The following is a 12,392-nucleotide window of genomic DNA, read 5'->3' as shown; positions in this document are numbered from 1 at the left end:
GAAATAACATTAATCAATGAGATAGCCTTTAATTAAAAGCTATCTCACGAGGGTGAATCAGTGTTCAGCCCATTCAACAGTAGAAAGGTCGATACCTTCTTTGTACATATCCCAAAGTGGAGAAAGCTCACGCAATTTCTCAACAGCAGCGATAGTTACTTGTAACACGTGATCAATATCTTCTTCAGTTGTGTATTTACCAAAGCTGAAGCGGATAGAGCTGTGTGCTAATTCGTCTGAAAGACCTAAAGCACGTAGAACGTATGAAGGTTCTAATGTTGCTGAAGTACATGCTGAACCAGAAGATACAGCTGCGTCTTTCAATGACATCATTAACGATTCACCTTCAACAAAGTTGAAGCTTACGTTTAGATAGTTTGCTACGTTGTGTTCTGGATGACCGTTTAAGAACACTTGTTCTAAACCTTGTAAGCCATTCCAAAGCTTGTCACGAAGTACGCGTAGGCGAGTTTGTTCTGCTTGCAAGTTTTTGCCAGCAAGTTCAAATGCTTCACCCATACCCACGATTTGGTGAGTCGCTAGAGTACCAGAACGCATACCACGTTCATGACCGCCACCATGCATTTGTGCTTTTACGCGTACACGCGGTGAACGACGTACAAATAAAGCACCAATACCTTTAGGGCCATAAATTTTGTGCGCAGAAAAACTCATCAAGTCCACTTTTAAAGTTGAAAGATCAATTTCGACTTTACCTGCTGCTTGAGCAGCATCAACGTGGAAGTAAGTTTTATTTGCGCGAGTTAATTCACCAATTGCAGCAACGTCAGTCACAGTACCAATTTCGTTGTTTACCATCATAAGTGAAACAAGAATTGTATCTGGGCGAAGTGCGGCTTGAACCATTTCAGGTGTAATTAGACCTGTTTTTGCTTCTGGTTCAAGGTAAGTGATTTCAAAGCCTTCTTCTTCAAGCTCACGGCATGTATCTAAAATTGCTTTATGTTCAATTTTAGAGGTAATGATATGTTTGCCTTTAGATGCATAGAATTGAGCAACACCTTTAAGTGCAAGGTTGTCAGACTCAGTTGCACCAGAAGTCCATACGATTTCACGTGGATCAGCTTTAACAAGATTTGCAACTTGTTCACGTGCGTATTCAACTTTTTCTTCTGCTTGCCAGCCGTAAGCGTGCGAGCGAGAAGCAGCATTACCGAAAGTGCCATCAAATGTTAGGCACTCCATCATACGTTCAGCAACTTGAGGGTCTACAGGAGTTGTTGCTGCATAATCAAGATAAATAGGACGTTTCATGTCAAATACCTGTAACCGATAGAAGAGCTGAATCAAAGTTTGAAGAATTTTGGCGAATGGCAACGGTTTGTACGTTGTCACGAGCTACAAGGTCTGCAAGTGTGATTTTTGCGAGATAATCGGCAATGTGGTGGGAGAGTTCTTGCCATAAGTCGTGAGTTAAGCACATTGCACCATTTTGACAGTTGCCTTTATGGTCACAACGTGTTGCATCAACAGTTTCGTTTACAGCTTCAATGATTTCTAAAACTGTGATTTCTTCAGCACTACGAGCTAGGTGATAACCGCCGTTTGCACCGCGAATACTAGAAACTAAGCCGTGGCGTTTTAATTTCGCAAATAGCTGCTCTAAATATGCAACTGAAATTGTCTGGCGAGCCGCAATTTCTGCAAGAGTGATCGTTTGTTCAGTTGGCTGCAAAGCTAGATCAAGTAGAGCAGTCACTGCGTAACGACCGCGAGTTGTTAAGCGCATGATTCGATACACATGTTTAGACTAGATGTGTAGATTTTAAGAATCCTGACTAAAATAGTCAAGTTTTTTTAAGTACAGTTGAATGGTTTTATTTTTACTGCAAAATTATGCAGTTAAGCAGGCCAAACATTATACACTAGTAACACGATTAATAGAACAGTAATCATTGTAAAGATTAAATTAATCCGCTTTTGACGACGCTCAATACGTTTAATTCGATTTTTATATTGTTTTACTTCAACTTGTAATGTGTTGATTTTAGATCGTTGTTGATCAATTTTTTCTAAAAGCGGTGCGATACGCTTTTTAGACGCAGTAATATCTTGGTCATTTGGTGCTTCAGAAAGCCAGTGTTTCCAATCTGAAAGTAGTTTTGGTAGGCTAAATAATGAAAGCAAATCACGAAATTCGTCTTTTAATACGATATCGCCATCAATGCGCATCCCTTTAATGCTACGACGATTACCAAAAATAAAAATTTTGATTAAATCCATGAGGGTGGTGCGGACATCAAGATCAACAGCTTTTTCAGGTGCTTTTTCATCAAACAAAATACCATGGTCTGAAAATTGCACATAAAAATCAAAGTAAGGAATGTAACTATTGATTTTAATCGCAATTTTTTGGTCTACAAACTTTTTAGCTTGAAGTGCCACAACGCGGTCATGTTTTAAAATAAAAGAGAAAACTGTTTCTAAAACAATTAGAGTCATTGTGAGGAGCAGATGAGTTTGATCTTTTCTCTGTTGCGCATCACTCATAAATAATCAATCCTTACCTGAAGAAAGCATCCTGCTTGTTAAATCTTTCAGGTGTAACAAAAACACGTGAATTAAGTTGCTTTGTAGAACAGTTTAGCAAATCTATCAAGTACTAAGTTTGTTAATATGGTATGAAATTGCAATTTGCTGTATACAATTGCATATAAAATAGCTAGGAGCGTCCTGATAGATGGATCAAATAAATATAGAAGAAGAAAAGCACGACGAGCAAGCTGAGCAAAATAGTGTTGAGACTAAGCGAACGAGGCATTCTAGCCGTAAATCAGTACTCGATTTTCGTAAGTATACCAAGCAAATTTGGCTCGCTGGTTTAGGTGCTTTTTCACGTGCTGAGGAAGAGGGAAATAAGTTATTTGACTCTTTAGTCAAGGTGGGGGAAGAGCTAGAATCTAAAACCACTGAAATTGCTGACCAAACCGTAGAGAAAGTTTCAGAGAAAGCCAAAGAGTCCGTAACAGATACAAAAGATAAAGTTGAAAAACTGCTCGACAATAGCGTTAATCACTCTTTAAACCGACTCGGCTTAATTACTCCAAAGGATTTACAGCATTTAGAAAAGCTTCTTTTACAATTACATGCAAAAGTTGATGCTTTGGCAGAAGAGCAGGCTCAAATAAAAGATCAATTAAAGAAAAAATAAGAGTACGATCCACATTATTTATTTATCAAGGATTTTTTCTCTCTTATTTTGCAAAAAAAGAGGATCAGAAGTATTGCCTTTACCCCCAAAGCATTGCTATAAAGGCGCTATGGCGAAATAAACTATTTTCTGGACCTTAAATAAACGATATTAAGAGGACGTAATTTTCATGAATAAATCAGAATTAATTGATGCAATTGCAGAAAAAGGGGGATTATCTAAGGCTGACGCAGGTAAAGCTTTGGATGCGACAATTGCTTCGATCACTGAAGCGCTAAAAGCTGGCGATACAGTAACTTTAGTTGGTTTCGGTACTTTCAATGTGAAAGAGCGTGCAGCACGTACTGGCCGTAACCCACAAACTGGTGCAACTTTAGAAATTAAAGCAAGCAAAGTACCAAGCTTTAAAGCTGGTAAAGGCTTGAAAGATTCAGTAGCGTAAGTTACTAATCTACTAAACGCGCCTCTTTGGCGCGTTTTTTTATGGATAAATGTGATTTATTCGCTCAACACATTCATTCAACTTTGGTTTTCAGTTAGAATCAGTCGCAAATAAAATATTGGATTACTTATGGAATCTTTTCGCAAAGTCATCAAGGGCTGGCTAGGCAAAGTTTTGCTCGTTTTGTTTTTAACCCCTTTAGCATTGGTTGGTATTGAGGGTTATTTTAGTGGCGGGTCAAAAGATGCTGTGAAATCCGTAAATGGAACAGACATTTCGCAAAAAGAATTAGAAAATGTCACGAAATCATTTAAAGATCAGTATTTAGCGTACGTAAATGGTGATGAAACTCTTTTAAATTTAGATTTCATCAACAATAAAGCGATGGATACACTGATTTCACGTCAGTTACTATTACAACAAGCTGAAAAATTGGGTATTAGCTTAAGTGATCAGCAATTAATCCAAATGATTCATCAACAGCCAAGTTTCCAAGAAAATGGTGTGTTTTCGGATGAGATGTTTGCTAAATATTTGGCTTCTATTGGTATGACGAATCGTCAATTTTTAGACAATTTACGTCAAGATCATGCACTTAAAATGCTATCGACGACTTTTACTGATAATCCATTGGTCAGTAAGGTTGATATCCAACAAATTGCAAATTTACAAACTGAACAGCGCAGCATTCAGTTGGCGAGCATTCATTTAGATGAATACAAAAAAGCAGTTAAAGTGACTGATGCTGAAATTGCAGCTTATTTTGAAAAACATAAAGCTCAGTTTAAACAGCCAACTTCTGCTGATGTTGATTTTGTTGTTTTGAGCCCTGCTAATTTACCAGCAGTAAATACAGCGCCAAGTGAAGCTGAATTACAGCAAGCGTATAATGATTATGCTGAAAAACTGAAAAAAGATGCTCAGCCAATTGTGAAGCATATTTTGATTACAGCAGGTGATCGTACAGATGCTGAAGCAAAAGCTTTGGCTGTATCTGTAGCTGACAAAATTAAAGCAGGTTTAAGCTTTGATAAAGCGGCAGCACAGTTCTCGGAAGATCCTGCGTCTAAAGCACAAGGCGGTAAGCTTGCTGTATATAGTAAGGGCGCTTATGGTGATACCTTTGATCAAACTGTTGCAACTGCAAAAGTAGGTCAAGTTTCTGCACCTGTAAAAACGAAATTTGGTTATCACTTAATTGAAGTTGAAGGTGCGGTTGCAAGTGTACCTGCATTTGAAACACAAAAAGCACGTTTAGCAGAAGAATTACTTGTTGCTAAAAAAGCCAATGCTTTTGCTGATACGGTCAATACGTTAAATGACCAAGTGGTAAGTAGTGATGCACTTGATGTGATTTCGCAAGACGTTAAAGGCGTATCAGTTCAAACTGTTAAAGGTTTAACTTTAGCTTCGCGTCATCCGGTTTTAAGCGAAAATGCGACAAAATCTAAAATCTTTAATGATGATGTGAAAAACGGTGATCGTAACGTTTCGAGTAGCATTCAGTTAAGTAATGGCGATGTTGTTTGGTTGAAAGTACGTGATTATCATCAAGCTGGTGAGCAGTCTTTAAATGCTGTTAAGCCTTTGGTTAAAGCTAAACTGATTGAACAAAAAGCGTATGATGCTGTAAAAGCTAAAATTCAAACTGTATTAAATGAATTCAAAACAAAACCAGTAGCAGATGTTGTTAAAACAGGTTTGAGCTTTGAAAATGCAGGCACATTTACACGTGCAGATGGTCTACTAAAACGTGACTTGCAGCGCGCCGCATTTAGTGTGGCTGCGCCAAAAGCAGGTTTTTGGTCTGTAACGACAGCTAGTATGCCAAATGAATTGGTGGTGGTTGCGGTAACAAATGTGAATAAAAATGTGAGTGCAATTCCAGCTGAACAAGTGACAGAGCTACAGAAGTTGTATCAACAACTTCGCGGTCAGCAAGAGTTTGATGATTACACTCGTTATTTGAAGGCACATGCCAAAATTAAATAAAATGTGATCAGCTTCATGTAAAAAACTAGCCTAAGGGCTGGTTTTTTTATTTATATTTCAAAGTTTTATAAAATGCATGTTAGTCTGCTGATGCGTAAAAAATTGCATTTATAAATACTGAATATATTTGGGGGAATAGAAAATGAAAATAAATAAGTTCAATCTGATTGAGCCAGCACAATTCAATTTGATTGATTTATTTGCATTGTATAAAAACTTCCTGAGCGCATTGCAAATACAATTAACTCCAACAACGCCAGAAATAATTGAAAGCCAAGCCTATTTGGTTGGGACTGCAGATCCTTATGCAACCGTCGTGCTTGTGGCAACTGATGTAGAATATCGTGTTCGGGCAGATGCGCATGGCAACTGGAATATCGAAAACCCAATGATCAATGGGGGCAGTTTAACGCTTTATGCTGTAAATTCATTTGGCTTGCGCTCAGAAGAGATTAGCATTGCTGTGATTCCAGCACCTGAAATTGTAACGGCACCTGCTGTGCCTGTAATTTTGGAGCAAGGCGCGTATTTAAGTGGGACTGCAGATGCAAATGTAACGATTGTGATTCATGCTGAGGGTGTGGAGTATCGTATACCAACTGATGCGGATGGCCATTGGAGCATTGAAAATCCAATTATCAATGGTGGCAGTTTAATGCTCTATGCTGAAAGTGACAGCGGGCTTCAATCTGAGCAGATTGGTCTGGCAATTTTAATGCCTGAAATACCGCAAATGCCAGAAATTCCTCAGGTAATGGTAAATGGCGATATTTTATCGGGTACAGCATCTGCCCAGCATAAAGTGATTGTAATTGTAAATGCGCAAGAGTACGTAACATATAGTGATGCATCTGGCCAGTGGGCTATGGATAATCCCATCAAACACGGTGGTTTTGCTTCAATTGTGACTGAAAATGAGCAGGGTGTACGTTCAGCTGAAATTCAAGTTGCAAAATTGGCTTTTTTTGAAAATGAAACCGAAGTGCAAATCACCGACATTTTACTTTTAGCAGAAAACGCTAACAGTAGTGAAGCACCCACATATTCAGATGATGTTGCGACAAGCGTAGATTTATCGGCACTTTTAACAGCCCATCAAGAGGATGTGCTTTATGCGGATCATGCAGTAGCGACGAGCTCCGTACACTCTCAAAGTATTCCGTTGCATACTGCAACGACGTCAAATTTACTTGATGACGGACTCCAACAAAACAATTGGATTGGCTAGTAAAATGTGACTAAACCAGCTTTTGAGCTGGTTTTTTTTGTGGCTGATTTTGGTCGGATAGCGACTTTTGGGCAAATGCTTTTTTATGGAGGATACGAATAAATCAAATATAGAAGAAAACGTGGAAAATATTGAAATGGAGATCAAGGCTATGAAGGCTTATTTGAGTGCTTTGCTGCTGTTTTTCATCAGTGGTTTATTAAATGCAGCTGAAATTAATTTTCAAAATATTTTACAGCAAGAACGCACTTGGGCAGGACTAGAAAGTAAAACTCTAAAAGTGGGTGAGGTTGAATGGCGCTATAGTGAAGGCGGGAGTCGTTCTAAGCCAACCTTATTATTGTTACATGGACTGTCTGGTACACGAGATAATTGGAATCGTATCGCACGTTATTTTACACCTTATTATCATGTGATTATTCCAGACCTACCTGCGCATGGTGAAACCAAAACGCCAGAAAATTTTGATTTATCCATTCCAAACTTAACTGAAAAGTTGCGTCGTTTTGCAGATGCAGCAAAATTTGACCCAAACTTGCATCTTGCTGGCCATTCAATGGGAGGTGCTATTGCAATGTTATATGCGGCTCAATACCCAACAGAAGTTAAATCATTACTTTTGGTAGATGCTGCAGGCGTGTATAAGTCAGCCAATACGGCCTATCTTAAAAACCCAGAACAATTAAGGAATATTGTGGTAGAAAAGCCTGGTGATTTTGATCGATTGATGAACATTGCCATGCAAGCGCCTCCGTTTATTCCACAAGAGTTAAAGGTGGCGCAAGAAAAGCTTATGATTGCGCAGTCTAAAAATACCCATAAAATGGTTTCGACTTTGGTGGAAATGTCAAAACTCTATACGCCAGAATCTTTTGCCATGGCGACACGAATGATTGATGCACCTGTGATGATTATTTGGGGGCGAAATGATCAAGTAATTAATGTTGAGGTTGCACAGGAGTTACATGGCTTATTTAAAAAGAGTGAAGCACCTTTAATTTTAAATGGAGTGGGTCACATGCCGATCTTAGAGGCAGAGCAATTGGTGGCACAGCCGTATTTGAAATTTTTAAACACAGTTAAATAGCCTAAGCTAATTTAGATCTGTTGAAGTTCAGTATTTAAATAGGGTGCACATAGCAAATAAAAAAAAGCAGGATACGATCCTGCTTTTTTCTAACGAATTACACTTTTATTATTCGGCACGCACTTTAAGTTCATAACCTGTATATTTACGAATATTAATCACACCTGTATCCATAATCAGGTATTGGCCTTTAATGCCGTGCAATTTGCCACGGACAATAGGTGTTTTATCTAGATTATGAGACTTCACTTTTTCAGGATATTGCTCAACAGGGTAGATAAACTGGCGTGGTTTTTCATTTTCTAAAACTTCAATTCCTTCATTGAATTCAAGTTTTTGACTAAACTCATCGCGAATGATTTGAATTTTAGGCGCAAATTCTTCGAGTAATTGTTCACGAATACCAATTAAATCAATTGGATCAGCTTCGCCCTTAAGGAGTTTACGCCAATCTGTTTTGTCAGCGACTTGCGTACCAAACATGATTTCCAGTTGGCCAGATAAGCGACGTGACCCGACTTTCATAATTGGGAGTGCTTGGGTTGCACCTTGATCTAGCCAACGCGTTGGCATTTGGCCCAAACGTGTAATACCTACTTTAAGCGCGCTTGAATTGGCCAAATAGACGATATGGGGTTGAAAGCAGACGTCGTGCGCAAAGCTGTCTTCACGGCAAGTTCCTAGATGGTAATGGCATGTTTCTGGTTTCATAATACACATGTCACAAGACGCTTTGGTTTTAAAGCATTTAAAGCAATGACCCTGTGAATAGGACTTTGGTGTTTTTGAACCGCAAGAAACACAATAGATTTTACCTGTCCATTCAAGTTCAATTTCTTGACCAATACTGAATGGAAGCTCAATATCTGAACGATCTAATATGAATTTGTATTCAACATTTGCCTTGTGTATATGTTGATCAGTTACACTAAGGTCTTTAAGGCCTGCATGCATTTTATGGCAAATGCCTTGTAGTTCCATACAAAATACTCACTTTAAACTAAGGATGCAGTAAATGGCTGAACAGAATGTCATCACTTCAATGCTAGACGATTTATCCACCGAACAGCCCATTTCAACTGCATTATGTATTGGTCAGAATATTGAGCAATACGGTCATGATCATTTAATTTCTTGGCAATATTTTAACGTAACTGACTTTTTAAGTCTGCCTTTTACCCAACGTTTTGACTTGGGATTTGTCTTACTCGATACAGAGGAATGGCTGGGTGTAAGTGAAACGCAAAAAAGCCAAATTTTAGTCAAACTACGCGATTTAATGGCAAAGCGGATTGTGGTGGTCAGTCGTTTACAAGATGAAAAAATGCTTCGCGCTTTGGGTTTTACGCAATTAATTGACAAGACTACTCATGAAAGTGATTTTGCGTTATGGCAGTTTAATATTTTGACCTATAAGCATGTACCAGATTGGTTTAATTCAAAATTTTGGGCAAACCCAGAAAACTGGAATAAGTTCCGTTGGTAAAATTATGACTCTGTTAGTAGGCTAAATAAAATTAACAAAGATCAACAATGTATGAAATAAAAGCGTCGTATGCTGTAGTGATAATTTTATTTGGATTATAAACATGACAAATTTAAGTAATATCGTGGAAATTCTAGCAAAGCAGGCATTAGGCGGGGCAAACAACCAGCAAAATACTAACTCAGGTGCAGGTGGCTTGGGCGGTATTTTAGGCTCTGTGCTTGGTCAATTGGGTGGTGCGACTAATCAGCAAAGCAATACACAAGGTGGGCTGGGAGGCATTCTTGGGTCTGTCTTAGGTCAGCTAGGTGCAGGTCAACAGTCAACTGCTGGTGTGGGCGGTTCTAAAGCATCATCTTTATTAATTGCGGTATTGCCATTGGTGCTTGCATGGATTCAAAAGCAAGGCGGTCTGCAAGGTGCTTTGGATAAACTCAGAGGGCAAGGCTTTAGCAGTCAAGTTGATGATTGGGTATCTACGGGCGAAGGTGATAACTTGGCTGTTAATCCACAGCAAGTTCAAAGTCTTTTTGATGACCAAGAAGTTGAGCAAGTTGCACAAGAAACTCAAATGCCAAAGCAAGATGTTTATAGTGCAATTTCTTCGGTATTACCGCAAATTATAGATGCTTTAACACCACAAGGTGAACAAACCAGTAAAACTGAAGCAAATGCCGACATTCAGCAAGTATTGGGCTTGGTCTCAGGCTTTCTTAAAAAATAAATAATTGTTTTTATCGTATTTTAGCTGCCCTTACGGATGGATGCTGTAGGGGCTTTTGATGTCAAATGATTGAAGACGAAGTATTCAGCCTTATGCATCAAGATCGAGTTTAAAAAGCTGATTCGCTTCGCAGATTTTTTTGGCTACGTAATGCGATCTTTTTAAACGGATCAGAATAATTTGCGATTGAAATTCGAGTTCGCCAAATTCAGGTTCTACTTGTACATAGTGGAGCTGGCCAAACTCGTCACGTACGCGAGCTTGTGCGGAAAAGCCTGGGCGGGCACTGCCACTGGAGATTGTTGCAAGGCGACCAAGTAGGTTTACGTTTGGACGTTGATATTTACTTGGAATGACTTGATCCAAGCAATGAATCATAAAAACAGTAAAAAAGATGGCAATAATCAGCGCTGGTAGGGCCAAATAATACCAAGGGAAAAATTCTAGCTCTTGTGCATATATACACAATTGTAAAAAATATCCAGCAAGACTGAAGTTCATGAGTAAAAAGAACATAATCAGCATTTTAGAGAACTTAACATTCAAAATAGGTAAGTCATCGAGCTGTTTAGGGGATATTTTTTTGAGCAACATGCTCGGTCGAAGATTGAGATAGAAACCAATGGTTTCGGCCACACCAAGCAAAACCACAGCAATAAGACTTAAATGGAAGGGAATTAAGTCAATTTCTGTGAAAAAGTTTGGCATGGCAAGACCTTTAGGTTTTATTCTTCGTTAAGATAGATTCCGCCATCAGAATGCACGTTAATATCTACTTTTTCAAGTGCTTGACCTTGGCACGGGCCAGATACACATTCACCAGTTTCAACTAAAAATAGAGCACCGTGTGTTGAGCATTCAATCATTTCTTGATCACGATCTAAGAATTGATTTTCCAAAAACTCAAGCTCTACTTGTAAATGTGGACAGAGATTTTGGTAGGCAAAAAAACCACCATCACGTTGTGTAATAAAAATAGTATCGCCATTTGGAAGCTCAAAAGAACGCGCTTCGCGCTCAGGCACATCCTCAGTCATGCAAATTTTATACATTAAGCACATTCCTTTTGAAAGCTATTTAATAGTGTTGCATAAGCATCATTGGCAAGACGTGGGCCAAATTGAGCAACAACTTCACTTGAGATTAAGATCGCAAGTTCGGCAGCAGTTTGAATATTAAAGTCAGCATTTAAAGCATATAAGAATGCGCCTGCAAAAGCATCACCAGCGCCATTGGTATCAATCGCATTAACTTTGCGACCTGCAACACTAAACGTTTCGCCAGCGTGGTGAATACGTGCACCTTGTGCGCCCATTGTAATGACAACGTCCTTACTTAATGCTTTAAGTGCCTCTAATGCTGCATCAATGCTCTCAGTGCGTGTGTACATTAAAGCTTCTTGCTCATTGCAGAGTAATAAGTCTACGCCGTTGCCTACAAGCTCATCGAGACCTTCACGTGCGTATTGAACCATTGCTGGATCAGACAAAGTAAGGGCAATTTTCACATGATTGGCTTGTGCAATTTCACGTGCTTGTTTTACTGCTTTACGTGCAGTTTCGCTAGTTGATAAATAGCCTTCTAGGTACAACCATTTCGCAGTGGTTAAAGGGTCGAAGTCAATTTGAGCTTCAGAAAGTTCAGCTGTGATACCGAGGTAAGTGTGCATTGTACGTTCGCTATCTTCACTGACGAGTACCATGCATGTACCTGTTGTGCCTTCACTGATTGATTTTTCAGTAGTAGCAATGCCTGCTTCATTGAGGCCTTTAAGATAAATTGAGCCTAAATCGTCATTGCCTACGCGGCAACCATAAAATGCAGAACCACCTAATGCGCTAAATGCAACTGTTGTGTTGGCTGCAGAACCACCAGAAGCTTGACCTTTATAGTCTTGGCTTGCTTGTAGGTTTTGGAAAAGCGTTGCTTGAGTTTGACCATCTGTAAGTTGCATGGTGCCTTTTTGCAAGTTTTGTTCAAGAAGGAAGTGATCAGAAACTTTAAATTCCTGGTCAATTAACGCATTACCAATTGCAAAAAGATCAACAGTTGCCATGTCTTTCGGTCACATCAAAAAAATGAAAACCTAAGTTTACACGAATGCTCAGGATTGCTGTAGTTTGTTGAATAAAATTCATTTTATGGGTTTTGGCTGAAAATTAGACAAAAACAGCGCATTTATAGGTTTTTTTAACGATTTATATTTTATTTGTAGTGCTTTGCTATTGATCAATTGTGATTTTTTTATTTTGATAGGTGCA

14 protein-coding genes are annotated in these 12,392 nt (G+C 38.8%); 7 read left to right on the top strand and 7 right to left on the bottom strand.

What is annotated here, in order from left to right; all coding sequences use genetic code 11:
* Positions 1 to 57 precede the first annotated feature (57 nt).
* The 3 genes from C9E88_RS09540 to C9E88_RS09530 all read right to left on the bottom strand — a co-directional run bounded on the left by C9E88_RS09540 (position 58) and on the right by C9E88_RS09530 (position 2,511).
* A complete protein-coding gene (locus C9E88_RS09540) occupies positions 58 to 1,275 on the bottom strand; it encodes an IscS subfamily cysteine desulfurase (RefSeq protein WP_106984771.1) in 1,218 nt (405 codons plus the stop codon).
* 1 nt (position 1,276) lies between these two features.
* Complete coding sequence (locus C9E88_RS09535; protein WP_106984839.1) at positions 1,277 to 1,750, bottom strand: Rrf2 family transcriptional regulator; 474 nt, start codon at positions 1,748 to 1,750, stop codon at positions 1,277 to 1,279.
* A 113-nt stretch (positions 1,751 to 1,863) separates the two neighbouring features.
* Entirely contained in the window at positions 1,864 to 2,511 is a 648-nt protein-coding gene (locus tag C9E88_RS09530) for a hypothetical protein (RefSeq protein ID WP_106984770.1), read from the bottom strand.
* A gap of 190 nt (positions 2,512 to 2,701) precedes the next feature.
* Here C9E88_RS09530 and C9E88_RS09525 point away from each other — a divergent pair, with 190 nt between their 5' ends.
* From C9E88_RS09525 to C9E88_RS09505, 5 genes are all read left to right on the top strand, one after another.
* Positions 2,702 to 3,172 (top strand): phasin family protein, encoded by a 471-nt coding sequence (locus C9E88_RS09525; RefSeq protein WP_106984769.1) that lies wholly within the window; start codon positions 2,702 to 2,704, stop codon positions 3,170 to 3,172.
* Between the two features lie 169 nt (positions 3,173 to 3,341).
* A complete protein-coding gene (locus C9E88_RS09520) occupies positions 3,342 to 3,614 on the top strand; it encodes an HU family DNA-binding protein (protein ID WP_106984768.1) in 273 nt (90 codons plus the stop codon).
* A 129-nt stretch (positions 3,615 to 3,743) separates the two neighbouring features.
* On the top strand, positions 3,744 to 5,606 hold the full coding sequence (locus tag C9E88_RS09515; protein ID WP_106984767.1) for a SurA N-terminal domain-containing protein: 1,863 nt from the start codon (positions 3,744 to 3,746) through the stop codon (positions 5,604 to 5,606).
* A 142-nt stretch (positions 5,607 to 5,748) separates the two neighbouring features.
* Positions 5,749 to 6,834: a hypothetical protein gene (locus C9E88_RS09510; protein WP_106984766.1), complete on the top strand. Its 1,086-nt coding sequence runs from the start codon at positions 5,749 to 5,751 to the stop codon at positions 6,832 to 6,834.
* A gap of 151 nt (positions 6,835 to 6,985) precedes the next feature.
* Entirely contained in the window at positions 6,986 to 7,921 is a 936-nt protein-coding gene (locus C9E88_RS09505; protein WP_227865942.1) for an alpha/beta fold hydrolase, read from the top strand.
* A 108-nt stretch (positions 7,922 to 8,029) separates the two neighbouring features.
* Here C9E88_RS09505 and C9E88_RS09500 read toward each other — a convergent pair whose 3' ends face one another.
* The gene (locus tag C9E88_RS09500) at positions 8,030 to 8,902 is read right to left on the bottom strand and encodes a DUF2797 domain-containing protein (protein ID WP_106984765.1); all 873 of its coding nucleotides are present in this window, start codon (positions 8,900 to 8,902) and stop codon (positions 8,030 to 8,032) included.
* A gap of 34 nt (positions 8,903 to 8,936) precedes the next feature.
* Here C9E88_RS09500 and C9E88_RS09495 point away from each other — a divergent pair, with 34 nt between their 5' ends.
* Both C9E88_RS09495 and C9E88_RS09490 read left to right on the top strand, forming a co-directional pair.
* The gene (locus C9E88_RS09495) at positions 8,937 to 9,407 is read left to right on the top strand and encodes a DUF6231 family protein (protein ID WP_106984764.1); all 471 of its coding nucleotides are present in this window, start codon (positions 8,937 to 8,939) and stop codon (positions 9,405 to 9,407) included.
* Positions 9,408 to 9,510: 103 nt separating this feature from the next.
* Positions 9,511 to 10,131 (top strand): YidB family protein, encoded by a 621-nt coding sequence (locus tag C9E88_RS09490; protein WP_106984763.1) that lies wholly within the window; start codon positions 9,511 to 9,513, stop codon positions 10,129 to 10,131.
* A 90-nt stretch (positions 10,132 to 10,221) separates the two neighbouring features.
* Here C9E88_RS09490 and C9E88_RS09485 read toward each other — a convergent pair whose 3' ends face one another.
* From C9E88_RS09485 to C9E88_RS09475, 3 genes are read right to left on the bottom strand one after another with little or no spacing between them, the layout of a single operon-like run.
* Positions 10,222 to 10,839, bottom strand: coding sequence for an OB-fold-containig protein (locus C9E88_RS09485; RefSeq protein ID WP_106984762.1), 618 nt, complete (start codon positions 10,837 to 10,839; stop codon positions 10,222 to 10,224).
* Positions 10,840 to 10,856: 17 nt separating this feature from the next.
* Complete coding sequence (locus C9E88_RS09480) at positions 10,857 to 11,168, bottom strand: Rieske (2Fe-2S) protein (RefSeq protein WP_171356301.1); 312 nt, start codon at positions 11,166 to 11,168, stop codon at positions 10,857 to 10,859.
* A gap of 14 nt (positions 11,169 to 11,182) precedes the next feature.
* On the bottom strand, positions 11,183 to 12,187 hold the full coding sequence (locus C9E88_RS09475) for an adenosine kinase (RefSeq protein WP_106984760.1): 1,005 nt from the start codon (positions 12,185 to 12,187) through the stop codon (positions 11,183 to 11,185).
* Positions 12,188 to 12,392 lie beyond the last annotated feature (205 nt).

It is taken from the genome of Acinetobacter cumulans (assembly GCF_003024525.3).
Lineage (GTDB): Bacteria > Pseudomonadota > Gammaproteobacteria > Pseudomonadales > Moraxellaceae > Acinetobacter > Acinetobacter cumulans.
This window is presented reverse-complemented; position numbering and strand designations above follow the sequence as displayed.

Coding starts and splice junctions, on each gene's coding strand:
- C9E88_RS09540 (WP_106984771.1), bottom strand. CDS start 1,275: ATGAAACGTCCTATTTATCTTGATTATGCAGCAACAACTCCTGTAGAC.
- C9E88_RS09535 (WP_106984839.1), bottom strand. CDS start 1,750: ATGCGCTTAACAACTCGCGGTCGTTACGCAGTGACTGCTCTACTTGAT.
- C9E88_RS09530 (WP_106984770.1), bottom strand. CDS start 2,511: ATGAGTGATGCGCAACAGAGAAAAGATCAAACTCATCTGCTCCTCACA.
- C9E88_RS09525 (WP_106984769.1), top strand. CDS start 2,702: ATGGATCAAATAAATATAGAAGAAGAAAAGCACGACGAGCAAGCTGAG.
- C9E88_RS09520 (WP_106984768.1), top strand. CDS start 3,342: ATGAATAAATCAGAATTAATTGATGCAATTGCAGAAAAAGGGGGATTA.
- C9E88_RS09515 (WP_106984767.1), top strand. CDS start 3,744: ATGGAATCTTTTCGCAAAGTCATCAAGGGCTGGCTAGGCAAAGTTTTG.
- C9E88_RS09510 (WP_106984766.1), top strand. CDS start 5,749: ATGAAAATAAATAAGTTCAATCTGATTGAGCCAGCACAATTCAATTTG.
- C9E88_RS09505 (WP_227865942.1), top strand. CDS start 6,986: ATGAAGGCTTATTTGAGTGCTTTGCTGCTGTTTTTCATCAGTGGTTTA.
- C9E88_RS09500 (WP_106984765.1), bottom strand. CDS start 8,902: ATGGAACTACAAGGCATTTGCCATAAAATGCATGCAGGCCTTAAAGAC.
- C9E88_RS09495 (WP_106984764.1), top strand. CDS start 8,937: ATGGCTGAACAGAATGTCATCACTTCAATGCTAGACGATTTATCCACC.
- C9E88_RS09490 (WP_106984763.1), top strand. CDS start 9,511: ATGACAAATTTAAGTAATATCGTGGAAATTCTAGCAAAGCAGGCATTA.
- C9E88_RS09485 (WP_106984762.1), bottom strand. CDS start 10,839: ATGCCAAACTTTTTCACAGAAATTGACTTAATTCCCTTCCATTTAAGT.
- C9E88_RS09480 (WP_171356301.1), bottom strand. CDS start 11,168: ATGACTGAGGATGTGCCTGAGCGCGAAGCGCGTTCTTTTGAGCTTCCA.
- C9E88_RS09475 (WP_106984760.1), bottom strand. CDS start 12,187: ATGGCAACTGTTGATCTTTTTGCAATTGGTAATGCGTTAATTGACCAG.